Genomic DNA, 25,584 nt, shown 5'->3' on the forward strand with positions numbered 1-25,584 from the left:
TTAGTCCTGTTCTGTCAAAGCCGCGACTTCCGTCGGGATCGATTGCGGGTTGAGGATTTTTACCTGTTTATGCCGCCCCAGCTCGCCTTTTTCAATGATGACCTGGCTTTTAGCCACGCGAAACTGTTTTGCCAGATATTTGGTCAGATGCGCGTTCGCCTGGCCGTCAACGGGTGGGGCAGTGATGGCGACTTTTAACTCGTCGCCATGCAGTCCAACAATACTGTCACGGCTGGCTTTCGGCTGAATATACAGCCGCAAAACCAGCCCGTCAGCGCAGGTGCTTACTGCACTCATAGCGCCATCCACAGCCCCGGCAGCAGCATATCGCCCGTGGACTGTAACAGCTCTGCGATCCCCATGTTGATCACATAGAGCAGCAGAACCAGGATCATCGGGGAAAAGTCGATACCGCCCATAGACGGGAGCAGGTTACGGATCGGACGCAGCAGCGGTTCGGCCAACTGAATCAATGCGTACTCCACCGGGCTGCGCCCCTGGCTGACCCAGCTCATGATGGCCATGACCAGCAGCACCCAGAAAATCAGCAGACCGACGGTTTTGATCAGAATCAGGACGGCGGCTATCCAGATAATCGGCTGGAAGGTGATGACCATAAACAGCACGATTGCTTTGATAACGCTCAGAATAAACGCCACCAGCAGAGACGAACTGTCGATGGGACCCATTGCCGGAATAATACGGCGCAACGGTCCGACAATAGGTTGCGTGATTTTCACGACAAACTGGGAGAACGGATTGTAAAAGTCACAGCGGGCCCACTGCATCCAGACGCGCAGCAAAAGCGCCATCGTATACAGCTCAATGACCGTTGAGAGCAGGAAAGTCAACGTCTTCATGGCGTTCCTCAGGTTTCCTTATTATTGGGTGTAGTCGCGCGCACCGAAAATGGCTGTACCGATGCGCACCATAGTGCTGCCTGCCGCGATGGCGGCTTCCATATCATCCGACATGCCCAGAGAAAGCGTGTCTACCGTGTCATAGCGCGCTTTAAGCGCCTCAAATGCTACAGCCATTTGCTGTGCCACGGCAAACTGCCTTTCATAACTTGACTCAGGTGCCGGAATTGCCATCAGCCCGCGCAGGGTTAAGCGCGGCAGTGCGGCTACCTCTGCTGCCAGCGCATCCAGCTCGCTCAGCGCAATGCCGGACTTGCTGTTTTCGTCGCTGATGTTGACCTGAATCAGCACGTTAAGCGCAGGCATCTCTGCCGGACGCTGGTCATTCAGGCGGGTAGCAATGCGCAGACGGTCAATGGTGTGGCACCAGTCGAAGTGCTCTGCCACCAGACGGCTTTTGTTCGACTGCAGGGGACCAATAAAGTGCCACTGCAGACGGGTATTCCCCTGTTCCTGGAAGTAGCGAATTTTATCCACACCCTCCTGGACGTAGTTTTCACCAAACGCCCGCTGGCCAGCATCAATGGCTTCTGCGATGGCGCTCGCAGGCTTCGTTTTGCTGACTGCAAGTAACGTAATTTCTTCTGAAGCACGGCCGCAACGCGTTGCGGCGGCTGAGATTTTGTCCCGGACCTGTGCCAGGTTATGCGCAATGTCGTTCATTTTCCGAGGAGTAGTCTATGGATGTGGAAGAAATGGTGGCGCTTAGTGTAAAGCATAATGTCTCCGATCTACACCTGTGCAGTGATTCGCCACCCCGCTGGCGCAGAACAGGCCGCCTTGAACCGGCACCGTTTCCGCCTCCTGACGTCGAAGCGTTGTTAAAAGCGTGGCTCAACGACGAGCAGCAGGGAACATGGTGGGCAAACGGGCAGGTGGATTTTGCCGCGACAGTGGCGGGGAGCCAGCGTCTGCGCGGCAGTGCCTTTAAGCAAATGAGCGGTGTCTCTGTGGCGTTGCGGCTGTTGCCGCGTACCTGTCCGCAGCTCGCTTCGTTGGCCGTGCCACGGGCAATCCCGGAACTGTTATCCAATGACTCAGGGTTGATTCTGGTGACGGGGGCGACCGGCAGCGGCAAATCCACTACGCTCGCGGCAATGGTCGATTTTCTCAACCACCATACTGACGGCCATATTCTCACGCTCGAAGATCCGGTGGAGTTTATCTACCAGAGTGAACGTTGCCTGATACAGCAGCGGGAGATAGGTCAGCACAGCCCGTCATTTGCTGAAGCGCTGCGCAGTGCGTTGCGTGAGGATCCGGACGTGATTTTGCTGGGGGAACTGCGCGACAGCGAAACGATCCGCCTGGCGCTGACGGCGGCCGAAACCGGGCATCTGGTGCTGGCGACGCTGCATACGCGCGGCGCATCGCAGGCGATTGAACGGCTGGTCGATACGTTCCCGGCGCAGGAGAAAGATCCGGTGCGTAACCAGCTAGCCGGCAGCCTGCGAGCAGTCCTGGCGCAGAAGCTGGTTCCCGATCTCCAGGATGGCCGCGTCGCGCTGTATGAACTGCTGGTGAACACAGCAGCGGCGGCGAATCTCATTCGCGAAGGAAAAACATGGCAGTTGCCCGGCATTATTCAAACCGGTCAGCAGGCAGGAATGCAGAACTTTGACCAGAGCCTGGCAGAGAGACGGGCGCAGGGGCGGCTGTAGGCCCCTGTGTTCAATAGCCCTGTTCGAAATAGCTTTCGAGGATGATGACGGCAGAAGCGGAGTCCACGCTGCCTTTGTTGAGCGCCCGGAAGCCGCCATGTTCAAACAGACCCGCTCGCGCTTCTACAGTACTGAGGCGCTCGTCGTGAAGCTTCACGGAGACGCCAAAGCGGCCATGGATTTTATTGGCGAACTTACGCGCCCGGGCGGTAAGCGGCTGTTCTGTGCCATCCATGTTCAGCGGCAGCCCAACAATCACGTCATCCGGCTGCCACTCTTTGAGCAGACGCTCGATCAGATTCCAGTCAGGCGTGCCGTCGTTGGCCTTCAGGGCCGTAAGCGGACGGGCGGTACCGGTAATGCGCTGACCAATGGCGACGCCAATGCTTTTGGTGCCAAAATCGAAGGCCAGAAGTGTTCCGCTCATCAGGCGTGCCCCGCGACGCCAGGCATGGTCAGAATATCAATGCCAATCAGCTTCGCCGCGTCACGCCAGCGATCGGCGATAGGGGTTTTAAACAGGATATTCATGTCCGCAGGGGCGGTGAGCCAGGCGTTATCGAGGATCTCTTGCTCAAGCTGGCCTTTCTCCCACGACGAATAGCCCAGCGCCACCAGCACTTCAGAAGGCTGCTCAGCGGTGCCCAGCGTCTCCAGCACGTCGCGTGAGGTGGTGATGACGGTGTTATCCGAAATTCGAATACTGGAAGAGAATACCGGCGGCGTATGCAGGATAAAACCGCGATCTTCTGCGAGAGGTCCACCCAGCATCACGGGTTTATCGAGCCGGATTTCCGGCAGTCGCGCTTCAGCCGGGATTTTCAGCTTGTCCAGAATCCCTTCAACCTGAAGATTTTCCAGCGGTTTGTTGATGATAATGCCCATCGCGCCGTCTTCATTGTATTCACAAATATAAACCACAGCGCGGCGAAAAATCGGGTCCTGGAGAGCAGGCATGGCAATAAGAAAGTGATGCTGTAAATTCATTGTCAGAGGTACTGTTTCCTGGTTTAAAAAGCGACAGCGTCCAGTATGCGGAGAAACCCGGGCGCTGTCACAGGTTATTTCTGTAAACGTTTTTCGATAGCGTCTATCAGCATTCCGGTAATGGAGACCGGGAATTCCGCTTCAATTTCACGAATGCAGGTCGGGCTGGTGACGTTCACTTCCGTCAGACGGTCGCCGATGATATCCAGACCAACGAAGATCAGGCCTTTAGCCTTAAGAGTAGGGCCAACGCGGCGGGCAATTTCCCAGTCGCTTTCGGTCAACGGGCGCGGTTCGCCACGGCCACCGGCCGCCAGATTACCACGGGTTTCGCCACCCTGCGGGATACGTGCCAGGCAGTAAGGAACCGGTTCGCCATCCACGACCAGAACGCGTTTGTCGCCGTCTTTGATCGCCGGAATATAGTTCTGCGCCATGCAGTAACGGGTGCCCAGCTCGGTCAGCGTTTCGGCAATCACGCCAATGTTCGGGTCGCTCTCTTTCACGCGGAAAATCGACGCGCCGCCCATGCCGTCCAGCGGCTTCATGATGATATCGCCGTGCTTCTGCCAGAATTCCTTCAACTGGGCTTTGTTGCGGGTCACCAGCGTTTCAGGCGTCAGGTCGGAGAACCAGGCGGTGTAAAGCTTCTCGTTGCAGTCGCGCAGGCTCTGCGGTTTATTGACGATCAGCGTCCCTTTCTCTTCTGCACGTTCAAGGATATAGGTGCAGTAGATGTACTCGGTGTCGAACGGCGGATCTTTACGCATCAGGATGACGTTGAGATCGGCAAGCGCAATGTCCTGCTCTGTGCCGAACTCGTACCATTTGTCGTAGTTCTGCTCGACGTTAACGATGCGGGTACGCGCGCGGGCTTCACCGTTGATCAGGTAAAGATCGTTCATCTCCATATAGTGGAGTTCATAACCGCGACGCTGCGCTTCCAGCAGCATGGCGAAGCTGGAATCTTTCTTGATGTTAATGTTTGCGATGGGGTCCATCACGATGCCGAGCTTGATCATCTTTCTCTCCAATATGCGTCAACCCAGATCGCCAAACCGTACCTGTAGCGCGGTAATGGCCGTGAGTGCCGTTGTCTCAGTGCGCAGAACGCGAGGTCCCAACAGAATATCAGTAAACTGGTAACGTGCCGTCATCGCAATTTCGTCCGCCGAAAGCCCACCTTCGGGGCCAATCAGCAGGCGTACGCGCTCAACGGGCAGGGGCAGCGTATTGATGCTGGCGCTGGCGCGCGGATGAAGATTGAGCTTCAGCCCACTTTCCTCTTCTGCACACCAGTCTTCCAGATCCATCGCCGGGCGGATCTCCGGAATACGGTTGCGACCACTCTGTTCACAAGCCGCGATGGCAATTTTCTGCCACTGCTGGATCTTTTTGTTCAGACGTTCCGCATCCAGTTTAACGCCACAGCGCTCAGAAAAAAGTGGCGTAATGAGGCTTACACCCAGTTCAATAGATTTCTGAATCGTGAACTCCATCTTTTCCCCGCGCGACATCACCTGACCCAGATGAATGTGCAGGGGTGATTCGCGGTCATCCACTTCGCCACGCAGCACGTTAACGTGCACACTTTTTTTATCGGACCGCGTAATTTGTGCGTCGAAAACCTGGTTAGAGCCGTCGAACAGCTGAATTGTCTGACCTGCGCCCATGCGCAGCACGCGGCCAACGTGGTTGGCGGCGTCATCAGACAGGGCGATTTCGCGACCTGCGGTAATCAGTTCAGGATGGTAAATGCGGGGAATGCGCATAGTCAGAAATTCCGTGTGTAATACGATGTAAGCAAATTGCCGCTAGTGTAGGTTAGCTCTTTTGCGCCTGGCAAGCCCGCTGGACGTAAGGGTTATGATTCCCCTGAACCCTGGCGATGCGTTCGTCGCGCTGGCATTCCCACTCCGTCACCGGGTATTGCTTGTCCCAGGCGTTGAACAGTTGCGTCTGCTGGCGGGAGAGGTTGAGAGCGTAACGGTCACGCATATAGAAATAGGTGCGGGCAATGCTGCCGCGCGCGCGGGCAGGGGGCTCGGCGACTTTCTCTTTAAAATCAACCTTCATTCCGCACTGGCCGTACTGGCCTTCGCCACCGTTCCACTGGCTGTACATGAAATTGCCGCGGTCACCGTTCACTTCACCCACGGCGGGTTGCAGGTTGTGCATATCGCTTTCCATCTGGCGATAAACCGGGTCTTTGGCGCAGTTTTTACGTCCACCGTCCTGCCAGCACTGGCGTTGGTGGCCAAACTGCCATGCCGGAACGACATGTTCCCATTCAATACGGCTGGCGCGGTTTTCGTTTTTACGCACCTTATAGCCGCAGGACTCAAGGTCAACGACCCCTTTTTTACCCTGCCAGTTAATTTTACAGCCGCAGTAGAAATCGCCCGGCACGTCAGCGTTGACTTTTACACCGGCCGCTTTGGCCTGAGAGAAACTGTTGATACCGTCGGCCAGCGCGTGGCCTGAGAGCGCCGTCGTCAAAAAGGCGACCGCGAGAGAAAAATTACGGGACATCTTACACTCCGTGTCAAAACGAGCCCGCAACGTAACGAAAGTTGTTCTTGTATGCAATCAGTCAGGTCAGGAAAGTTCCTGAAAGTTCAGGTGATTAGTCCGCCACCAGTGGCTCGCCGCATTTGACGCAGCGGTAGGTTGCCTCGCCGCGTACCACCCGGTTATGGCGGCGGACGGTAAGCTGGTGTTGCTGACACTGGCAGCGGTAGGGGAAGGTATTGTGGCGCACTGATTCCAGCTCGAACTGATGGGTACGGCGCGCCGGAACGCCGAGCACCGCCTCCATCATCCATTTCCACTCTTTTCCGTGGGGAGCGACGCGCCCGAAGTGCTTCCAGACCAGCAGATGCGCCAGCTCGTGCGGCACCACTTCCTCAATAAACGCCTGCTGGTTTTCCATCATGAGTACCGGGTTAAGGCGGATCTCATAAGACTCGAGCCAGGCGGTACCGGCCGCGGTGCCACGCTGCTGATAAACTACCTTAGGTTCAGGGTAGTTGCGACCGAGCTTCAGGTTCGCCTGGGCGAGTTTTTCCCGCAGGCTGCGCATAACGGCCTGCTGAAGGGCGATGGGGAGACGGGGAGCTTTCATAGGGGCAGAGCATAAAGCGCGAAGCGGGGAGGTGCAAGGGGCACCTCCCATGGGAGGATTAGTCGTGGGCGCCGATTTCGCGCAGAGGACGACCTTTCATCAGGTTACGTTCGATATGTTCCAGGGACACATGTTTGGTTTCTGGAACCAGCCAGATAGTCAGAACAATAAAGAACAGGTTCAGACCCGCATAGACCCAGAAGGTGTTGGCATTGCCCAGGGTATTGAGCATGGTCAGGAACGTTGCGCCGACGATCATATTGGCAATCCAGTTCGTTGCGGTGGAGCAGGTGATACCAAAATCACGCCCTTTCAGCGGCTGGATCTCAGAGCACAGCACCCAAATCAGCGGACCGGCGCTCATTGCAAAACCGACGATAAACATCAGCAGCATGCCTACCGCGAAGTACTGGGCGGTTGGAGAGTGAATGCCCACATGCATCATTGTACCAAGGACACCCATACCGGCCGCCATCACCAGGAAGCCCAGCGTCAGCGTTGGCTTACGTCCCCAGCGGTCTACCAGGCCGATGGCGATAAAGGTCGCCAGCACGTTGGTCAGACCCACGATGACGGTCCCCCACATTTGCTCGGTGGTGTTGGTATAACCCGCCAGCTCAAAGATTTTTGGTGCGTAATACATAATGACGTTCATCCCGGTGAACTGCTGCATGACCTGAAGCAGTACGCCGAGGAAAACGGCGCGACGGAAATTGCTGTTCTCTTTAAACAACGCCCAGCCAGACTGTTTGACCTTCAGGCTTTCGCGGATCTCTTCCAGCTCATTTTTAGCTTCCGCGCTGGTATCACGCAGGCGAAGCAGCACGCGTTCAGCATCAACGAAGCGGCGTTTAGCGGCAAACCAGCGCGGGCTGTCCGGCAGGAAGAAGACGCCAATCAGCAGCAGAATGGCCGGGATGATGATCACGCCGAGCATCCAGCGCCATGCACCGCTGTAGCTAAACGCGGTATCGGAAAGGTATGCGCCCAAAATGCCGATGGTGATCATCAGCTGGTACATCGAAATCATACTGCCGCGGATTTTCTCCGGCGCGATTTCAGACAGGTAAAGCGGGGCGGTATAGGACGCCACGCCCACGGCCAGACCGAGCAGAACGCGAGAAACCAGCAGGACCTCAACGTTAGGCGCAGCGGCAGAGAAGAGTGAACCGGCAACGAACAGGATGGCGCCGATCATCAGGCTCTTTTTACGCCCGAGCTTGAAGGAGAGCCAGCCGCTGCCGACGGCCCCGACGGCAGCACCAAACATCATGGAGCTGACCACCCACTCCTGGGTGTGAGCACTGATCTGGAACTCTTCAGTGATGAAAGGTAATGCACCGGCAATCACGCCGATATCCAGGCCAAAAAGTAATCCTGCCAGGGCTGCGAGGAAACAGACGAAGAATGTCATCGCCTTGTTGGACGTACGCCCCTGTTTTTTATTGTCAGGCATTATGCCCTCCAGTTGGGTTATCAGTTTTATCGAGGTTAAGGGTAGGTGAGCGACCCGTAAAAATATGTGAGATTAATCACATTGGTGTAATCGGTTACACTAACGCGGAACCGTAAAAATAATTAAAGCTTTGAAAATATAGAGGTAAACGAGGTGATGCGCATCGCGAAAGAACACATTTCAGACTTAACTGAAAGGGGATGTAACAGCAGAAGAAAAGCGATCGTGCAAAGAGAATATTCTGAAAGCGGAAGGCATCCGCTGCGGTGTAATCGGTTCCAAATGGTGCGCCTTTCAGCCGGGTGTCGGCTGCGCCTTACCCGGCCTACAAATACCGCAAAACCTGTAGGCCCGCGCAAGCGAAGCGCCGCCGGGCAAAGATGACCGCACAAATGCAAAAGGCCAGCCCGAAGGCTGGCCTTTTATAAAGCAGTTGTCAGTCGATTACTTCAGACCGGCAGCTTCACGCAGCAGAGCGGCTTTGTCGGTTTTTTCCCATGGGAAATGTTCGCGACCAAAGTGACCGTATGCAGCGGTTTCTTTGTAGATTGGGTGCAGCAGATCCAGCATCTGAATCAGGCCGTATGGACGCAGGTCGAAGAACTCACGCACCAGCAGGGTCAGCTGCTCTGAAGGCACTTTCTCAGTACCAAAGGTTTCAACCATGATGGAGGTTGGCTCAGCCACGCCGATAGCGTAGGAAACCTGGATCTCACAGCGGTCAGCCAGGCCGGCAGCAACGATGTTTTTCGCAACATAACGCGCTGCATACGCAGCAGAGCGGTCAACTTTAGACGGATCTTTACCGGAGAATGCACCGCCGCCGTGACGCGCCATGCCGCCGTAGGTATCAACGATGATTTTACGACCGGTCAGACCGCAGTCACCCATTGGGCCGCCGATAACGAAGCGTCCGGTTGGGTTGATGAAGTATTTGGTTGCGCTGCTCAGCCACTCGGTAGGCAGCACCGGCTTGATGATCTCTTCCATCACTGCTTCCTGCAGGGATTTCTGATCGATATCTTCGGAATGCTGGGTAGACAGAACCACCGCGTCAATACCGACGATTTTGCCGTCGTCGTACTGGAAGGTCACCTGGCTTTTCGCATCCGGGCGCAGCCACGGCAGAGAGCCGTTTTTACGCACTTCAGCCTGACGCTGCACCAGACGGTGTGCGTAGGTTACCGGTGCTGGCATCAGTACGTCGGTTTCGTTGGTTGCATAACCGAACATCAGACCCTGGTCTCCCGCGCCCTGTTCCAGCGGATCGGCACGGTCAACGCCCTGGTTGATGTCCGGAGACTGTTTGCCAATCGCGCTCAGTACCGCGCAGGAGTTGGCATCAAAGCCCATATCAGAATGCACATAGCCGATCTCACGCACCGTGTTACGGGTGATCTCTTCGATATCAACCCATGCGCTGGTGGTGATCTCACCGCCAACCAGAACCATGCCGGTTTTGACATAGGTTTCACACGCTACGCGCGCTTTTGGATCCTGGGTCAGGATCGCATCCAGCACCGCATCGGAGATTTGGTCAGCAATTTTATCAGGATGTCCTTCTGATACGGACTCGGACGTAAACAGGTGTTTTGCCATGTTTTATTTCACCTAAGAGGAATTTGGTTAGCTCAAGCTGCTGTGTGGAATAGCCAAAGGAGATAATTCTACCAAGGCCTGCAGGTTTATGACACTGGCAGTATGAGTGTTAATCAGTATAGATGGATTAACATCTGGATGGCTATTTTAGGTCACTTCTTCGCCCCATTTCCAGTTTTTTTTGATTCATCTCTCACTGCGTTGAAATGGCGGCTGGAAATTTTTCCTGACGCTGCCGGCAACACGCGCATTTTTGTTTTGCTTTTTAGCCCCCTTCTCGGTATAAAACGCGGCGCGCGGCTCATATAAAATAAGCGCTCGATGAACTCATCGTGTCGCCACTTCCAGCCGGGTTAAGCAGTTAACTTTTAGCTTTGGCTTGTGGTCCGTTTCAGCAGAGGCGGCCGTGGAGGTGATACGAGATAATGAACCATCGTTTTCCGCACATTCAGCGCAGCCGTTCTGGCGCGCATTTGATTCCCGCAACCCGCATTTCTAATCTGCAAACCTGCCGATGTTATACCCATCTCGGCGCTTCTCAGGATTCAAGGGCCGGTTACGCTCTGTGAAAACTGAACAAGGGCGCTCTTGTTAATACAAGAGTTTTCTCGTGGTTTCGCCGAACCTTGTCATACAGAGTTCGGATACGTGTTTTACAATGATATGAATAAGAAACCGGTCGCACGGTCTGGATTTCAGCATACTCTGCTGGGAAACGGAGCCGTTTATGGGTTGTTATCGCCGTATAACGCTGCGATAGTAGTCAACTGTTTTACACTTAATACAAAGAGTTGAGGTTCGCTATGTCTGACGACATGTCTTCTTTTTCGCCTTCGTCAGCGGGCGAACAGGGTGTACTACGTTCTATGCAGGAGGTTGCGATGAGCTCCGAGGAAGCCAGCAAGATGCTGCGCACCTACAATATTGCCTGGTGGGGCAATAATTACTACGACGTCAACGAACTGGGCCACATTAGCGTCTGCCCGGATCCCGACGTCCCTGACGCGCGCGTGGATCTCGCCAAACTGGTGAAAGCCCGCGAAGCGCAGGGCCAGCGTTTGCCTGCACTGTTCTGCTTCCCGCAGATCCTGCAACATCGCCTGCGTTCTATTAACGCTGCGTTCAAGCGTGCGCGTGAATCCTACGGCTATAAAGGCGACTACTTCCTGGTCTATCCGATCAAGGTAAACCAGCACCGTCGCGTCATTGAATCCCTGATCCATTCCGGCGAACCGCTGGGCCTGGAAGCGGGCTCCAAAGCGGAACTGATGGCCGTGCTGGCGCATGCGGGCATGACCCGGTCGGTGATCGTTTGTAATGGCTATAAAGACCGTGAATACATTCGTCTGGCGCTGATTGGCGAGAAGATGGGCCACAAGGTCTATCTGGTTATCGAGAAGATGACTGAAATCGCGATCGTGCTGGAAGAGGCCGAACGTCTGAACGTGGTGCCACGCCTTGGCGTGCGTGCGCGTCTGGCGTCGCAAGGTTCCGGTAAATGGCAGTCCTCCGGTGGCGAAAAATCCAAGTTCGGCCTGGCGGCGAACCAGGTTCTGCAGCTGGTGGAGATCCTCCGCGAGCGCGGTCGTCTGGACAGCATTCAGCTGCTGCACTTCCACCTCGGTTCGCAGATGGCCAACATTCGCGATATCGCGACCGGCGTACGTGAATCTGCACGTTTTTACGTTGAGCTGCACAAGCTTGGCGTGAATATTCAGTGCTTCGATGTGGGTGGCGGCCTGGGCGTGGACTATGAAGGTACCCGCTCGCAGTCTGACTGCTCCGTGAACTACGGCCTGAACGAATACGCCAATAACATCATCTGGGCGATCGGCGACGCCTGTGAAGAGAACGGCCTGCCGCACCCGACGGTGATTACCGAATCCGGTCGCGCGGTGACCGCGCACCATACGGTGCTGGTCTCTAACATTATCGGCGTTGAGCGCAGCGAAACTACCGAAGCGACGCCTCCGGCAGACGATGCCCCGCGTTCCCTGCAAAGCATGTGGGAAACCTGGCAGGAGATGCACGAGCCGGGCACGCGCCGTTCCCTGCGCGAATGGCTGCACGACAGCCAGATGGACCTGCACGACATTCACGTGGGTTATTCTTCAGGCACCTTTAGCCTGCAGGAGCGCGCGTGGGCAGAGCAGCTTTATCTGAACATGTGCCACGAAGTGCAGAAGCAACTCGACCCAAGCAACCGCGCGCACCGTCCGATTATCGACGAGCTGCAGGAGCGCATGGCGGATAAGATCTACGTCAACTTCTCGCTGTTCCAGTCTATGCCGGATGCCTGGGGTATCGATCAGCTGTTCCCGGTTCTGCCGCTGGAAGGGCTGAACCACGCTCCGGAACGCCGTGCAGTGCTGCTGGACATCACCTGTGACTCTGACGGTGCTATCGACCACTACGTTGACGGCGACGGTATCGCAACGACGATGCCAATGCCGGAATACGACCCGGAGAACCCGCCAATGCTGGGCTTCTTTATGGTCGGTGCGTATCAGGAGATCCTCGGCAACATGCACAACCTGTTCGGTGATACCGAGGCGGTTGACGTATTTGTCTTCCCTGACGGCAACGTGGAAATCGAGCTGTCCGATGAAGGGGACACCGTGGCGGACATGCTGGAATACGTACAGTTGGATCCGAAAAAACTGCTCACTCAGTTCCGCGACCAGGTGAAAAACACCGGTCTGGATGATGCGCTGCAGCAGCAGTTCCTGGAAGAGTTTGAAGCGGGTCTGTACGGGTACACCTACCTGGAAGACGAGTAGGTAACCACCCTCTCCCGGTGGGAGAGGGGCGGGGTGAGGGCATCAGACCGCGCAATGCCCTATACTCACTTGAACCCGTATGCATTACCGGCGATAATTCGCCCCAATTAGCGATTTACGAATCAATCCCTTCCTCGTCGGGTTTAACGACGCGGAGGGGATTTTTTTTCATCTGTTTTTAATGTATCGACTTTAAAAGAGGTCAGGACATGAGCACTTTAGGTCATCAGTACGATAACTCTCTGGTATCTAACGCGTTTGGTTTTTTACGCCTTCCGATGAACTTCCAGCCGTACGACAGTGACGCTGACTGGGTCATCACCGGTGTGCCGTTCGATATGGCAACCTCTGGCCGTGCGGGTGGTCGTCACGGCCCGGCAGCGATCCGTCAGGTATCCACTAACCTGGCCTGGGAGCATAACCGCTTCCCGTGGAACTTTGACATGCGCGAGCGTCTGAACGTGGTGGACTGCGGTGACCTGGTGTACGCCTTCGGCGACGCGCGTGAGATGAGCGAAAAGCTGCAGGAGCACGCCGAGAAGCTGCTGGCTGCCGGTAAGCGCATGCTCTCCTTCGGTGGCGACCATTTCGTGACCCTGCCGCTGCTGCGCGCCCACGCGAAGCACTTCGGTAAAATGGCGCTGGTGCACTTCGATGCGCATACCGACACCTACGCGAACGGCTGCGAGTTTGACCACGGTACCATGTTCTTCACCGCGCCAAACGAAGGCTTGATCGACCCGAACCACTCGGTGCAGATCGGCATCCGTACCGAGTTCGACAAAGACAACGGCTTCACCGTGCTGGATGCGGGCCAGGTGAACGATCGCAGCGTTGATGACATCATCGCTCAGGTGAAGCAGATCGTCGGTGATATGCCTGTTTACCTGACCTTCGACATCGACTGTCTGGATCCGGCGTTTGCTCCAGGCACCGGCACGCCGGTGATCGGCGGCCTGACCTCAGATCGTGCCATCAAACTGGTGCGCGGCCTGAAGGATCTGAACATTGTCGGGATGGACGTGGTGGAAGTGGCGCCTGCCTATGACCAGTCCGAAATCACCGCGCTGGCCGCGGCGACCCTGGCACTGGAAATGCTCTACATCCAGGCGGCGAAAAAAGGCGAATAAGCCTTACGTGATGTGAAAAAAAACCTCTCCATGGAGAGGTTTTTTATTGTCTTCAGAACACGTTAAATGGGTATTCCACGTAAGCGCGGATCTCGTCCCCGCCCACGTTGTAATCGCTGGCGTTGCTTGAGACGCGCAGTACGGAATAGCGCAGTTTCAGCTTGAGGTCTTTCGCCGGGCCATCCTGCACCTGGTACTGGATCTGGTTAAACCACTCGTGCTCTTTGCCGTTGCTGGTTTCAGACGTTTTGATGTTGTCGCCACGCACGTAGGCCGTGGTCCAGCTCAGCCCCGGCAAGCCCAGGCCGCCGAAGTCCAGACCGTAAGACGCCTGCCATGAACGCTCGTCTTCGCCGTTGAAATCAGACCAGTAAGAGTTCGCCAGCCAGATGGTGTTGCCGCCGTCACCCACGCCGCCCTGGTCACGGTAGCCGCCGTAGTTGTAACCGGTGCTGCCGCTGCTCTGCTGGTACGCCACTTTGAACGTATGAATGTCCCAGATGTAGCTCGCCGCCAGGCTCCAGATGGTGTTGCTTCGGCCCGTGTTGAGGTTGTCAGCGTAACCCTGATCAAGACGGGAGTTATAACCGTTGAAGTCGAGCACCAGCTGCTGCCCGGTGCTGAACGGTTGTTTGAAGTTCATGCCCAGGTACTGCTTGTTCATCACCTCTTCATTATGAGAAGCGTACAGCGCGCCGCTGAACTGGTCGTTGAACTGGTAGCTCGCACCGCCGAAGGAGAGGCTCTTCAGCCCGCTGTCGTGGCGATCGTCGCTTTTACGCTGCTCATCGGTGAAGTAACCGGCGTTGATTTCCAGACCGTCGATCTCTTTTGAAGTCAGCATGGCGCCGGTGTAGCTTTCAAACAGCAGGCGAGAGCTGTCGGCATTCACGATGGGCAGCTCAGGACGCTGATTCCCGTAGCTCAGTACGGTATTCGAGATGCGCATTTTTGCGGTTGCGCCAAACTTTGCCAGATCGGATTTTGCCCGGCCGTCGTCTTCCTGTTTAAAGAAGTCGATGCCGCCAGCGCCACTCTTGCCGCGGCCGCCGTCCAGGCGCACGCCGTATTGCGCGATGCCATCGACCCCAAAGCCCACCAGCCCTTCGGTATAACCGGATTCAAAGGTGGCAATAATACCCTGGCCCCATTCGGCTTTGTCCTGCTGGCCCTGATGGTAGTCGCGGCTGATATACGCATTGCGTAAAAACAGATCCAGATGGCTGTCGTCAATAAAACCCTGGCTGCCGGATTGCTGGCTTGCAGCGGCGGATAATGCGGTAAATAAGCTTAAAGCAATTAATGATAATTCTTTTTTCACGGAGGGAACGTCTCTGTCTGGATATATTAATTTGAATAACTGCGGGGGTGATAATTACCGGAAAAAGTAACGTTTGCAATAATTATGTGACCAGACATTTCAATGGTTAAGTGCAGATATGGCGGGGCTTTACAGGGCATTGTCGATATGTGCGGTTAAGTTAACAATTCATGCGAAATAAAAAGGATGCAAATCTGCCTCCTTCCAAAATTATTTAATTCCGTCTGCGGCCATACGGTCGCGAATATGTTGTGCACGCTCTTCTGAGGCAGGGTGATCGTCAAACATGGAGCTTTGGCGTCCCGCTTCCAGTTTGGCCAGCTTTTCAAAGCTGGTGGCTAAACCTGATGGATTAATACCGCGTTTGCGCAACAGATCGTAGGAGTAGTCATCCGCTTCGGACTCCTGACGCTGTGAGAACTGGGAGTTAACCAGTTTTTCACCGACATCGCCAAGCTGTGATTGTGACAGGCTGCCAACGATACCGCCCGCTGAGGCCGCCGCAGCGCGGATGGCATTGGTGCCTAAGGCAACCTGCATCCCTTTCTTCACGTGGCCGAGTGCAACGTGGCCCATTTCATGACCGATAACCGCTTCGACTTCATTGTCGGTCATCATATCCATCAATCCGCTATAGACGCGGATACAGCCGTTCGCCATGGCGAACGCATTCACGTCTTTCGCCATGTAAACCTTGTAGTTCACCGGCTGGCCGTTGATGTTGTCGCCCAGCGCGGAAGCAATCTTATTCAGACGCTGCGTGTAGGTACTGTTAGCCGGCGCAAGCGTGGCTTTTCCGTCCATATCTTTACAGGCCTGGTCGCTCAGCGCTTTAACCTGCGCATCGCTCAGGGAATAGGCCTGAAAGGCTTCTGCGCCTGACGTCATCAGGCCGTTAGAATCCATACTCTGACAGCCGCTCAGCAGGAGCGTTGTACCCAGGGCCAGCACTATTGCACGCATTTTCATGAGGTTGCTTCCGTACTCGTTAATCTGAATAAAATCCGAAAAGTGCACCGTCAGCGAAGCCGGTGTCGGGCTAAGTATAAGGAATATCTACAGGGCCGGGCGAGCAGATTGCGCAACATGCGAGCATGATCCAGAGATTTCTTAACAAGCAAAAGAATGGTCCATGTACATGGCATGCCGCTTGGGTTACATTGTTGGCACTTTTTTCCGGCGTAGCCCAAAACGCGCTGTCGTCAAGGGCATGGCCTTTAACAGTCCGATCTGGAGTTAAAATGTCCTCACGTAAAGAGCTTGCTAATGCTATTCGTGCGCTGAGCATGGACGCAGTACAGAAAGCCAAATCCGGCCACCCAGGGGCTCCTATGGGTATGGCTGATATCGCCGAAGTCCTGTGGCGTGATTTCCTGAACCACAACCCGCAGAACCCGTCATGGGCTGACCGCGACCGCTTCGTGCTGTCCAACGGCCACGGCTCTATGCTGATCTATAGCCTGCTGCACCTCACTGGTTACGATCTGCCTATTGAAGAGCTGAAAAACTTCCGTCAACTGCACTCCAAAACTCCAGGTCACCCGGAAGTGGGCTACACCGCTGGCGTAGAAACCACCACCGGCCCGCTGGGTCAGGGTATTGCTAACGCTGTGGGTATGGCGATTGCTGAGAAGACGCTGGCGGCACAGTTCAACCGTCCTGGTCACGACATCGTAGACCACTTCACCTACGCGTTCATGGGCGACGGCTGCATGATGGAAGGCATTTCTCACGAAGTGTGCTCCCTGGCAGGTACCCTGAAGCTGGGCAAACTGGTTGCGTTCTATGACGACAACGGTATCTCCATCGACGGTCACGTTGAAGGCTGGTTCACTGATGACACCGCTAAACGTTTCGAAGCCTACGGCTGGCACGTTGTGCGTGGCGTTGATGGCCACGATGCTGACTCGATTAAACGTGCGGTAGAAGAAGCGCGCGCGGTCACTGACAAACCGTCCCTGCTGATGTGCAAAACCATCATCGGCTTCGGTTCACCGAACAAAGCGGGTACTCACGACTCTCACGGCGCACCACTGGGCGACGCGGAAATCGCACTGACCCGTGAAGCACTGGGCTGGAAACACCCTGCATTCGAAATCCCATCTGACATTTATGCTCAGTGGGATGCAAAAGAAGCGGGTCAGGCGAAAGAAGCGGCATGGAATGAGAAGTTCTCTGCTTACGCGAAAGCCTTCCCACAGGAAGCGGCTGAATTCACTCGTCGTATGAAAGGCGACATGCCGTCTGACTTCGACGCGAAAGCGAACGAATTCATCGCTAAGCTGCAGGCGAACCCATCTAAAATCGCCAGCCGTAAAGCGTCTCAGAATGCGATCGAAGCGTTCGGTCCACTGCTTCCGGAATTCCTGGGCGGTTCCGCTGACCTGGCACCTTCCAACCTGACCCTGTGGTCTGGTTCTAAGCCTATCAACGAAAATACTGCCGGCAACTACATCCATTACGGTGTACGTGAATTCGGTATGACGGCTATTGCGAACGGTATCTCCCTGCACGGCGGTTTCCTGCCGTACACGTCTACCTTCCTGATGTTCGTAGAATATGCACGTAATGCCGTGCGTATGGCTGCGCTGATGAAACAGCGTCAGGTGATGGTCTACACTCACGACTCAATCGGTCTGGGCGAAGACGGTCCAACCCACCAGCCGGTAGAGCAGGTGGCTTCCCTGCGTGTGACCCCGAACATGAGCACATGGCGTCCATGTGACCAGGTTGAATCTGCCGTTGCGTGGAAATACGGTGTTGAGCGTCATGACGGCCCAACCGCACTGATCCTCTCCCGTCAGAACCTGGCGCAGCAGGATCGTACGCCAGAGCAGCTGGCGAACATCGCTCGCGGTGGCTACGTGCTGAAAGATTGCGCAGGCCAGCCTGAGCTGATCTTCATCGCAACCGGTTCTGAAGTTGAGCTGGCTGTCGCGGCCTGGGACAAACTGACTGCCGAAGGCGTGAAGGCGCGCGTGGTATCCATGCCGTCTACCGATGCGTTCGACAAGCAGGATGCTGCTTACCGTGAATCTGTTCTGCCTAAAGCGGTTTCTGCTCGTGTTGCAGTGGAAGCGGGTATCGCTGACTACTGGTTCAAATATGTGGGCCTGAACGGCGCAATCGTCGGCATGACCACCTTCGGTGAATCTGCTCCGGCGGAACTGCTGTTTGAAGAGTTCGGCTTCACCGTTGAGAACGTTGTCGCGAAGGCGAAAGAACTGCTGTAATTGCTGTTTTGCCCGGTGGCGCTACGCTTACCGGGCCAACAAATAGCACGAAAGTAGGCCGGGTAAGCGCTAGCGCGCCACCCGGCTTTTTTGTCGGCATTATTCCACCGAAAATGTGACGCAAGTCATATAGCTCGCTTATTCATCTGGACAGACATTCCTTTTATTCCCCGATTCGCTTATTCTTGCTGAAGCGTTTCAGTCGATTAAATGTTCGACAATTGACCAATCAATCGCAGTTTGTGACAGCAAGGATTCCCCTTCGGGCGTAGCTGGATTACTCTTTCAGCCACCTCAGATTCAGGGATAGCTTTGCAGGAGATCTATGACCGTACGCGTAGCGATTAATGGCTTCGGTCGCATCGGGCGTAATGTGGTTCGTGCTTTGTATGAATCCGGACGTCGAGCGGAGATGACCGTGGTGGCAATCAATGAACTGGCGGATGCTACGGGCATGGCGCATTTGTTGAAATATGATACCAGCCACGGACGCTTTGCCTGGGATGTACGCCAGGAACGAGATCAGCTTTTTGTCGGTGACGATGCTATTCGTGTGCTGCATGAGAACAGCATTTCCGGGTTGCCCTGGCGTGAACTGGGTGTGGATGTGGTGCTTGACTGTACCGGTGTGTACGGCAACCGCGAACATGGCGAAGCGCATCTGGCAGCAGGCGCGAAGAAAGTCCTGTTTTCTCATCCCGGCAGTAACGACCTCGACGCGACCGTCGTGTTTGGCGTCAACCAGCATGAACTGCAAGCCGAACACCGCATTGTCTCCAACGCCTCCTGTACGACTAACTGCATTATTCCGGTCATCAAACTGTTAGACGATGCGTATGGCATTGAATCTGGCACCGTGACCACGATTCACTCCGCCATGCACGATCAGCAGGTAATTGACGCTTACCACCCGGATTTACGGCGCACGCGTGCAGCGAGCCAGTCAATCATTCCGGTGGACACAAAGCTGGCTGCAGGGATCACCCGAATTTTTCCGCAGTTTAAAGACCGTTTTGAAGCGATTGCCGTGCGAGTTCCGACGATCAATGTCACCGCAATCGACCTTAGCGTGACGGTGAAAAAACCGGTAAAAGCCTGTGAAGTCAACCTGTTGCTGCAAAAAGCGGCACAGGGGGCATTTCATGGTATAGTTGACTATACGGAATTACCGTTGGTCTCAGTGGATTTTAACCACGACCCGCATAGCGCCATTGTTGATGGCACTCAAACGCGCGTCAGTGGCGCACACCTTATCAAGACGCTGGTCTGGTGTGATAACGAATGGGGCTTTGCTAACCGAATGCTCGACACCACGTTAGCAATGGCCGCTCAAGGTTTCAGGTAAGACGCATCGTGCGTCTGCAAAACTTTAAGAATCAACGAGAGGATTCACCATGTCTGTAATTAAGATGACCGATCTGGATCTGGCTGGTAAACGCGTTTTCATCCGTGCCGATCTGAACGTACCGGTTAAAGATGGCAAAGTGACCAGCGACGCGCGTATTCGTGCATCTCTGCCAACCATCGAACTGGCTCTGAAGCAGGGCGCTAAAGTGATGGTAACCTCCCACCTGGGTCGTCCAACTGAAGGCGAGTACAACGAAGAGTTCTCTCTGCTGCCAGTTGTTAATTACCTGAAAGACAAACTGTCTAACCCTGTTCGCCTGGTAAAAGATTACCTGGACGGCGTTGAAGTCGCTGCCGGTGAACTGGTGGTTCTGGAAAACGTTCGCTTCAACAAAGGCGAGAAGAAAGACGACGAAGCGCTGTCCAAAAAATACGCTGCACTGTGCGACGTATTCGTGATGGATGCATTCGGTACGGCTCACCGTGCACAGGCTTCTACCCACGGTATCGGTAAATTTGCAGACGTTGCGTGTGCTGGTCCTCTGCTGGCTGACGAACTGGAAGCACTGGGTAAAGCGCTGAAAGAACCTGCTCGTCCAATGGTGGCTATCGTTGGCGGTTCTAAAGTTTCTACCAAACTGACCGTTCTGGATTCCCTGTCTAAAATCGCTGACCAGCTGATCGTTGGCGGTGGTATCGCGAACACCTTCGTTGCCGCTCAGGGCCACAACGTCGGTAAATCCCTGTACGAAGCAGACCTGGTTGACGAAGCAAAACGCCTGCTGACAACCTGTGATATCCCGGTTCCAACTGACGTTCGCGTTGCGACTGAGTTCTCTGAAACTGCAACAGCGACCCTGAAATCTGTAAACGACATCAAAGATGAAGAGCAGATTCTGGACCTGGGCGACGTTTCTGCACAGAAACTGGCTGAAATCCTGAAAAACGCAAAAACCATCCTGTGGAACGGCCCTGTTGGCGTGTTTGAATTCCCGAACTTCCGCAAAGGTACTGAAATCGTAGCTAACGCTATCGCAGACAGCGAAGCGTTCTCTATTGCAGGCGGTGGTGACACCCTGGCAGCAATCGATCTGTTCGGTATCGCTGACAAGATCTCCTACATCTCCACTGGTGGCGGTGCATTCCTCGAATTCGTGGAAGGCAAAGTACTGCCAGCAGTAGCAATGCTCGAAGAGCGCGCTAAGAAGTAAGCCATTCAAGGGCAGGGAAACCTGCCCAATTTTCAGCGCGCTTTTAAGAGCTCGCACCTTTTCTAACGGCCGAAGATACAGGACTAAGCAACATGTCTAAAATTTTTGATTTCGTAAAACCTGGCGTTATCACTGGTGATGACGTACAGAAAGTGTTCCAGGTAGCTAAAGAAAACAACTTCGCTCTGCCAGCAGTTAACTGCGTGGGTACCGACTCCATCAACGCCGTACTGGAAACCGCTGCAAAAGTAAAAGCACCGGTTATCGTTCAGTTCTCTAACGGCGGCGCTGCGTTCATCGCAGGTAAAGGCGTGAAAACTGATGTTCCTCAGGGCGCTGCAATCCTGGGTGCTATCTCTGGTGCGCACCACGTACACCAGATGGCTGAGCACTACGGTGTTCCGGTTATCCTGCACACTGACCACTGCGCGAAGAAACTGCTGCCGTGGATCGACGGTCTGCTGGATGCGGGTGAAAAACACTTCGCAGCTACCGGTAAGCCACTGTTCTCTTCTCACATGATCGACCTGTCTGAAGAGTCACTGCACGAAAACATCGAAATCTGCTCCAAATACCTGGCGCGTATGTCCAAAATGGACATGACCCTGGAAATCGAACTGGGTTGCACCGGTGGTGAAGAAGACGGCGTGGACAACAGCCACATGGACGCTTCTGCACTGTACACCCAGCCAGAAGACGTTGATTACGCTTACACCGAGCTGAGCAAAATCAGCCCACGCTTCACGATTGCAGCGTCCTTCGGTAACGTGCACGGCGTTTACAAACCAGGTAACGTGGTTCTGACCCCAACCATCCTGCGTGATTCTCAGGAATATGTTTCCAAGAAACACAACCTGCCGCACAACAGCCTGAACTTCGTCTTCCACGGCGGTTCCGGTTCTTCTGCTCAGGAAATCAAAGACTCCGTAAGCTACGGCGTAGTGAAAATGAACATCGATACCGACACCCAATGGGCAACCTGGGACGGCATCCTGCAATACTACAAAACCAACGAAGCTTACCTGCAGGGTCAGCTGGGCAACCCGAAAGGCGAAGACCAGCCGAACAAGAAATACTACGATCCACGCGTATGGCTGCGTGCTGCACAGACTTCAATGATTACTCGTCTGGAGCAGGCATTCAAAGAGCTGAACGCGGTTGACGTTCTGTAATTTGAGCTGCTAACAGCATCTGAAGGCCCGCAAATGCGGGCCTTTTTTTATGCTTTTTCAATACCCTGCCAGAGCAGTTTTTGTGATCTGTTTGGCAAACCCGGTGCTTTTTGTTTACCCTTTACGGACCTGCCTGTCTCCATGGGGGATGGATTTTGTGTTTTGGTTTAACAAAAGGAAGAATAAATGGAACAACTCGATGTTGTAGACAGCATCAATCACGCCGGTAACTGGCTGGCGCGTAACCAGGCATTGTTGCTGAGCTACGCCGTGAACATCGTCGCGGCGATTGCCATCATCATCGTCGGGATGATTGTTGCGCGTATCGTATCGAACGCGGTTAACCGCGTGATGCTGGCCCGTCACATTGACGCCACGGTGGCTGACTTCCTCTCTGCTCTGGTGCGCTACGGTATTATCGCCTTTACGCTGATTGCCGCGCTGGGCCGTGTGGGTGTGCAGACCGCCTCCGTCATTGCCGTTCTCGGTGCTGCCGGTCTGGCTATTGGTCTGGCGCTGCAGGGCTCGCTTTCAAACCTGGCGGCAGGCGTGCTGCTGGTGACCTTCCGTCCGTTCCGCTCCGGCGAATACGTTGATCTTGGTGGCATTGCCGGAACCGTGCTGCAGGTGCAGATTTTCTCAACGACCATGCGTACCGTCGATGGCCGCATCGTGGTGGTGCCGAACGGTAAAATCATCGCCGGCAACATCATTAACTTCTCCCGTGAGCCGGTGCGTCGTAACGAGCTGATTATCAGCGTGGCGTATGATTCGGATATCGATCAGGTGAAGTCGCTGATTAGCAATATCATTGCCTCAGACGATCGTATTTTGAAAGATAAAGAGCAAACCGTTCGCCTCAACGAGCTGGGCGCGTCATCCATCAACTTCGTGGTGCGTATCTGGAGCAAGAGCAGCGATCTGCAAAACGTCTACTGGGACGTGCTGGAACGCATTAAGCGCGACTTCGACGCTAACGGCATCAGCTTCCCGTACCCGCAGATGGACGTAAACGTCAAAAAAGTCAAAGAAGCAGAATAACGTCTCCCGTAGGCCCGGTAAGCGCCACCGCCACCGGGCTTTTCTTTTATTAGACTAGCTAATCCCCAATTAATATTATCCATTTCCTCTAATGTTATTCCCGCAGTATAGTCTGCTTCCAGAACAATACTGTGAGAGTTTCGTCATGTTATCGTATTACTTTCAAGGACTTGCCTTAGGTGCGGCCATGATCCTTCCCCTTGGCCCGCAAAATGCGTTCGTGATGAACCAGGGCATCCGCCGCCAGTATCATCTGATGATTGCCCTGCTGTGTGCGGTAAGCGATTTACTCCTGATCTGCGCCGGGATTTTTGGCGGCAGCGCATTGCTGATGCAGTCTCCCTGGCTGCTGGCGCTTGTTACCTGGGGCGGCGTGGCGTTTCTGCTCTGGTACGGATTTGGTGCCCTGAAAACGGCGATGAGTAGCAATCTCGAACTGGCGAGTGCAGAAGTGATGAAGCAGGGGCGCTGGAAGATCATCGTCACCATGCTGGCGGTGACCTGGCTTAACCCGCATGTCTATCTTGATACCTTCGTGGTGCTGGGCAGCCTGGGTGGGCAGCTGGACGTTGAGCCGAAACGCTGGTTTGCGCTCGGCACGGTCAGCGCCTCGTTCCTCTGGTTCTTTGGTCTCGCCATTCTGGCGGCATGGCTGGCACCTCGTCTGCGGACTGCCAAAGCCCAGCGCATCATTAATACCCTGGTGGGGCTGGTGATGTGGTTTATTGCTTTTCAACTGGCAAAAGAGGGCATTCACCACGTTCAGGAATTGTTCAACTAATCCTTGTCTTATGGACAACTGACCAGGACCCGCTAAGCTTGCTGGCATGCGCCCTGTTATTGGGCACTCTTTGCAACATGGAGGAATAACAGTGAAGTTTAAAGTGATGGCCCTGGCGGCATTAGTAAGTTTAGGTGCGGTGTCGGTGCAGGCAAGTGAACTGCCGGATGGCCCGCACATCGTCACTTCAGGCACCGCAAGCGTGGATGCGGTACCCGATGTTGCAACGCTGGCAATTGAAGTGAATGTGGCTGCGAAAGATGCGGCGTCTGCCAAGAAGCAGGCTGACGATCGTGTTGCGCAATATCTCTCTTTCCTCGAGCAGAACGGCGTCGGTAAAAAAGATATCAACTCGGCGAACCTGCGTACTCAACCCGATTACGACTATCAGAATGGCAAAAGCATCCTGAAAGGCTACCGTGCCGTGCGCACCGTTGAAGTGACCGTGCGTCAGCTGGATAAGCTGAATGCCTTGCTGGACGGCGCGCTGAAGGCGGGGCTGAACGAAATCCGTTCTGTGTCGCTGGGCGTTGCGCAACCGGAGAAATACAAAGACGAAGCGCGTAAAGCGGCGATTGATGATGCAATTCACCAGGCGCAGCAGCTGGCGTCCGGGTTTAACAGCAAGCTCGGCCCGGTATACAGCGTGCGTTACCACGTCTCTAACTATCAGCCAAGCCCGATGGTGCGGATGATGAAGGCCGATGCGGCGCCGGTATCCGCTCAGGAAACTTACGAGCAGCCGACGATTCAGTTCGACGATCAGGTGGATGTGGTGTTCCAGCTGGAGCCAACTAAAACTCAGCAAACTGAGGCGGCTAAGGCGCAGTAATTTGCCCTCACCCTAACCCTCTCCCACAGGGAGAGGGAATTCAAGCGATTAATCCTGCCTCAACACCTTATGCCCAAACGCCAGCAGCGCGTCGGTGACGTTGCGCATCATTCGGCTTTCTGGCGCGAAACGGTGCCAGTAGAGCATCCGGCGCTGATACAGCCCCGGCGTCAGGTCAATCAGCTCACCGCTTTTCAACTCTTTCTCAATCTGCAGATGCGGGATCATGCAGCAGGTCGTACCCTGGCGCGCAAGTTGCACAAACGCTTCGGATGAGTTGACGATATGACACGGCACGCTGCCCGGCGGCAGATCGAAGTTTTGCTGAAGGAAAGCCTGATGCATATCGTCCAGATGGTCGAACGCCACGGCAGGTGCTTTCAGCAGCGCGGCGCGGGTCACGCCGTTGGGGAAATAGCGCTCGGCAAAGGCTTTTGAACCGACAAACAGGTAATCCAGCGCGCCGAGCTGATCCACCAGGCAGCTTGGCAGCGCCTGAGGCTGGATACTGACCGCCCCGACCACTTCACCGCGACGCAGGCGCTCCTGGGTACGGGTTTCATCTTCAACCTGCAAATTCAGGCGGATAGGGGAATCCGCTAAGACCGGCGCAAGAGCCGGCAGCAGCCATGTTGCCAGACTGTCGGCGTTGACCGCCAGAGAGAGCAGCAGCGGCGTGGAGCCCGTTTGTTCGTCACCCAGCCACTCATCTTCCAGCAGTTCAACCTGACGCAGCAGGGCGAGGAGCTTTTGCCCTTGCTCCGTTGGGCGAGGCGGCACGGTACGCACCAGCAGTGGCTGGCCAAACATGTTTTCAAGCTGTTTGATACGCTGCGATACGGCGGACTGCGTGATGCAAAGCTTTTGCGCCGCGCGCTCAAAACCTCGTTCACGAATAACTGCATCAAGTGCCTGTAGTGTTCTGTAGTCCGGACGTTTCATTGCTCTGGCTGGCTCCTTAATTTTGCTTAATCTGCACTATGACACAA

At 54.9% G+C, this 25,584-nt stretch carries 27 protein-coding genes; 13 read left to right on the forward strand and 14 right to left on the reverse strand.

From position 1 onward, the window contains the following. From yggU to E3U32_RS10810, 3 genes are read right to left on the reverse strand one after another with little or no spacing between them, the layout of a single operon-like run. Complete coding sequence (gene yggU / locus E3U32_RS10800; RefSeq protein ID WP_014885193.1) at positions 1 to 297, reverse strand: DUF167 family protein YggU; 297 nt, start codon at positions 295 to 297, stop codon at positions 1 to 3. Continuing rightward, complete coding sequence (locus tag E3U32_RS10805) at positions 294 to 860, reverse strand: YggT family protein (RefSeq protein ID WP_134348789.1); 567 nt, start codon at positions 858 to 860, stop codon at positions 294 to 296. The genes yggU and E3U32_RS10805 overlap by 4 nt, the downstream gene beginning before the upstream one ends. 21 nt (positions 861 to 881) lie before the next feature. Further along, positions 882 to 1,583, reverse strand: a complete 702-nt coding sequence (locus E3U32_RS10810) for a YggS family pyridoxal phosphate-dependent enzyme (RefSeq protein ID WP_134348790.1) — start codon at positions 1,581 to 1,583, stop codon at positions 882 to 884. Between the two features lie 17 nt (positions 1,584 to 1,600). Here E3U32_RS10810 and E3U32_RS10815 point away from each other — a divergent pair, with 17 nt between their 5' ends. Continuing rightward, on the forward strand, positions 1,601 to 2,581 hold the full coding sequence (locus E3U32_RS10815; protein ID WP_134348791.1) for a type IV pilus twitching motility protein PilT: 981 nt from the start codon (positions 1,601 to 1,603) through the stop codon (positions 2,579 to 2,581). Between the two features lie 10 nt (positions 2,582 to 2,591). Here E3U32_RS10815 and ruvX read toward each other — a convergent pair whose 3' ends face one another. The 8 genes from ruvX to metK all read right to left on the reverse strand — a co-directional run bounded on the left by ruvX (position 2,592) and on the right by metK (position 9,747). After that, positions 2,592 to 3,008 carry a Holliday junction resolvase RuvX gene (ruvX, locus tag E3U32_RS10820; protein ID WP_047347906.1) on the reverse strand — a complete coding sequence of 139 codons (417 nt, stop codon included), beginning with the start codon at positions 3,006 to 3,008 and terminating at the stop codon, positions 2,592 to 2,594. Next, entirely contained in the window at positions 3,008 to 3,568 is a 561-nt protein-coding gene (locus tag E3U32_RS10825; RefSeq protein ID WP_008499752.1) for a YqgE/AlgH family protein, read from the reverse strand. Before E3U32_RS10825 ends, ruvX begins: the two co-directional genes overlap by 1 nt. 74 nt (positions 3,569 to 3,642) lie before the next feature. Next, entirely contained in the window at positions 3,643 to 4,590 is a 948-nt protein-coding gene (gene gshB, locus E3U32_RS10830; protein WP_134348792.1) for a glutathione synthase, read from the reverse strand. 18 nt (positions 4,591 to 4,608) lie between these two features. After that, entirely contained in the window at positions 4,609 to 5,340 is a 732-nt protein-coding gene (gene rsmE, locus E3U32_RS10835) for a 16S rRNA (uracil(1498)-N(3))-methyltransferase (protein ID WP_134348793.1), read from the reverse strand. Between the two features lie 52 nt (positions 5,341 to 5,392). Further along, the gene (gene endA / locus E3U32_RS10840; protein WP_134348794.1) at positions 5,393 to 6,100 is read right to left on the reverse strand and encodes a deoxyribonuclease I; all 708 of its coding nucleotides are present in this window, start codon (positions 6,098 to 6,100) and stop codon (positions 5,393 to 5,395) included. Between the two features lie 94 nt (positions 6,101 to 6,194). Next, positions 6,195 to 6,692, reverse strand: coding sequence for a SprT family zinc-dependent metalloprotease (locus E3U32_RS10845; RefSeq protein WP_134348795.1), 498 nt, complete (start codon positions 6,690 to 6,692; stop codon positions 6,195 to 6,197). Positions 6,693 to 6,750: 58 nt separating this feature from the next. Next, positions 6,751 to 8,148 (reverse strand): galactose/proton symporter, encoded by a 1,398-nt coding sequence (gene galP, locus E3U32_RS10850; RefSeq protein ID WP_134348796.1) that lies wholly within the window; start codon positions 8,146 to 8,148, stop codon positions 6,751 to 6,753. Between the two features lie 444 nt (positions 8,149 to 8,592). Beyond that, positions 8,593 to 9,747 carry a methionine adenosyltransferase gene (gene metK, locus E3U32_RS10855; protein ID WP_134348797.1) on the reverse strand — a complete coding sequence of 385 codons (1,155 nt, stop codon included), beginning with the start codon at positions 9,745 to 9,747 and terminating at the stop codon, positions 8,593 to 8,595. 138 nt (positions 9,748 to 9,885) lie between these two features. On the opposite strand from metK, the gene E3U32_RS10860 reads away from it, so the two are divergent. The 5 genes from E3U32_RS10860 to speB all read left to right on the forward strand — a co-directional run bounded on the left by E3U32_RS10860 (position 9,886) and on the right by speB (position 13,657). After that, entirely contained in the window at positions 9,886 to 10,056 is a 171-nt protein-coding gene (locus E3U32_RS10860) for a hypothetical protein (RefSeq protein ID WP_166790927.1), read from the forward strand. Between the two features lie 116 nt (positions 10,057 to 10,172). Beyond that, on the forward strand, positions 10,173 to 10,316 hold the full coding sequence (locus E3U32_RS23950; RefSeq protein WP_435659344.1) for a hypothetical protein: 144 nt from the start codon (positions 10,173 to 10,175) through the stop codon (positions 10,314 to 10,316). Between the two features lie 94 nt (positions 10,317 to 10,410). Then, the gene (gene yqgB / locus E3U32_RS10865; protein WP_127312443.1) at positions 10,411 to 10,542 is read left to right on the forward strand and encodes an acid stress response protein YqgB; all 132 of its coding nucleotides are present in this window, start codon (positions 10,411 to 10,413) and stop codon (positions 10,540 to 10,542) included. 8 nt (positions 10,543 to 10,550) lie between these two features. Continuing rightward, positions 10,551 to 12,527 carry a biosynthetic arginine decarboxylase gene (speA, locus tag E3U32_RS10870; protein WP_134348799.1) on the forward strand — a complete coding sequence of 659 codons (1,977 nt, stop codon included), beginning with the start codon at positions 10,551 to 10,553 and terminating at the stop codon, positions 12,525 to 12,527. A 209-nt stretch (positions 12,528 to 12,736) separates the two neighbouring features. Next, on the forward strand, positions 12,737 to 13,657 hold the full coding sequence (gene speB, locus E3U32_RS10875; protein WP_134348800.1) for an agmatinase: 921 nt from the start codon (positions 12,737 to 12,739) through the stop codon (positions 13,655 to 13,657). 52 nt (positions 13,658 to 13,709) lie between these two features. Here the strand turns inward: speB and E3U32_RS10880 are convergent, their stop codons facing one another. Then, on the reverse strand, positions 13,710 to 14,978 hold the full coding sequence (locus tag E3U32_RS10880) for an OprD family outer membrane porin (RefSeq protein WP_134348801.1): 1,269 nt from the start codon (positions 14,976 to 14,978) through the stop codon (positions 13,710 to 13,712). 210 nt (positions 14,979 to 15,188) lie between these two features. Beyond that, on the reverse strand, positions 15,189 to 15,947 hold the full coding sequence (locus tag E3U32_RS10885; protein WP_134348802.1) for a M48 family metallopeptidase: 759 nt from the start codon (positions 15,945 to 15,947) through the stop codon (positions 15,189 to 15,191). Positions 15,948 to 16,219: 272 nt separating this feature from the next. Here E3U32_RS10885 and tkt point away from each other — a divergent pair, with 272 nt between their 5' ends. The 7 genes from tkt (at position 16,220) to E3U32_RS10920 (ending at position 24,595) form a co-directional block, all read left to right on the forward strand. Further along, a complete protein-coding gene (gene tkt / locus E3U32_RS10890; protein ID WP_134348803.1) occupies positions 16,220 to 18,211 on the forward strand; it encodes a transketolase in 1,992 nt (663 codons plus the stop codon). A gap of 325 nt (positions 18,212 to 18,536) precedes the next feature. Further along, a complete protein-coding gene (gene epd / locus E3U32_RS10895; protein ID WP_134348804.1) occupies positions 18,537 to 19,556 on the forward strand; it encodes an erythrose-4-phosphate dehydrogenase in 1,020 nt (339 codons plus the stop codon). A gap of 49 nt (positions 19,557 to 19,605) precedes the next feature. Then, positions 19,606 to 20,769 (forward strand): phosphoglycerate kinase, encoded by a 1,164-nt coding sequence (pgk, locus tag E3U32_RS10900; protein WP_134348805.1) that lies wholly within the window; start codon positions 19,606 to 19,608, stop codon positions 20,767 to 20,769. A gap of 92 nt (positions 20,770 to 20,861) precedes the next feature. Continuing rightward, complete coding sequence (gene fbaA, locus E3U32_RS10905; protein ID WP_134348806.1) at positions 20,862 to 21,941, forward strand: class II fructose-bisphosphate aldolase; 1,080 nt, start codon at positions 20,862 to 20,864, stop codon at positions 21,939 to 21,941. Positions 21,942 to 22,127: 186 nt separating this feature from the next. Next, complete coding sequence (locus E3U32_RS10910) at positions 22,128 to 22,982, forward strand: small-conductance mechanosensitive channel MscS (RefSeq protein ID WP_134348807.1); 855 nt, start codon at positions 22,128 to 22,130, stop codon at positions 22,980 to 22,982. A 145-nt stretch (positions 22,983 to 23,127) separates the two neighbouring features. Further along, positions 23,128 to 23,763: an arginine exporter ArgO gene (argO, locus tag E3U32_RS10915; protein WP_021242063.1), complete on the forward strand. Its 636-nt coding sequence runs from the start codon at positions 23,128 to 23,130 to the stop codon at positions 23,761 to 23,763. Positions 23,764 to 23,854: 91 nt separating this feature from the next. Next, the gene (locus E3U32_RS10920) at positions 23,855 to 24,595 is read left to right on the forward strand and encodes an oxidative stress defense protein (RefSeq protein ID WP_134348808.1); all 741 of its coding nucleotides are present in this window, start codon (positions 23,855 to 23,857) and stop codon (positions 24,593 to 24,595) included. Positions 24,596 to 24,643: 48 nt separating this feature from the next. On the opposite strand, the gene argP is transcribed toward E3U32_RS10920, so the two are convergent. Then, on the reverse strand, positions 24,644 to 25,537 hold the full coding sequence (argP, locus tag E3U32_RS10925) for a DNA-binding transcriptional regulator ArgP (RefSeq protein ID WP_003860089.1): 894 nt from the start codon (positions 25,535 to 25,537) through the stop codon (positions 24,644 to 24,646). Positions 25,538 to 25,584: the final 47 nt, after the last annotated feature.

The sequence above is a fragment of the Lelliottia nimipressuralis genome (assembly GCF_004402045.1).
Classification (GTDB): Bacteria; Pseudomonadota; Gammaproteobacteria; order Enterobacterales; family Enterobacteriaceae; genus Enterobacter; species Enterobacter chinensis.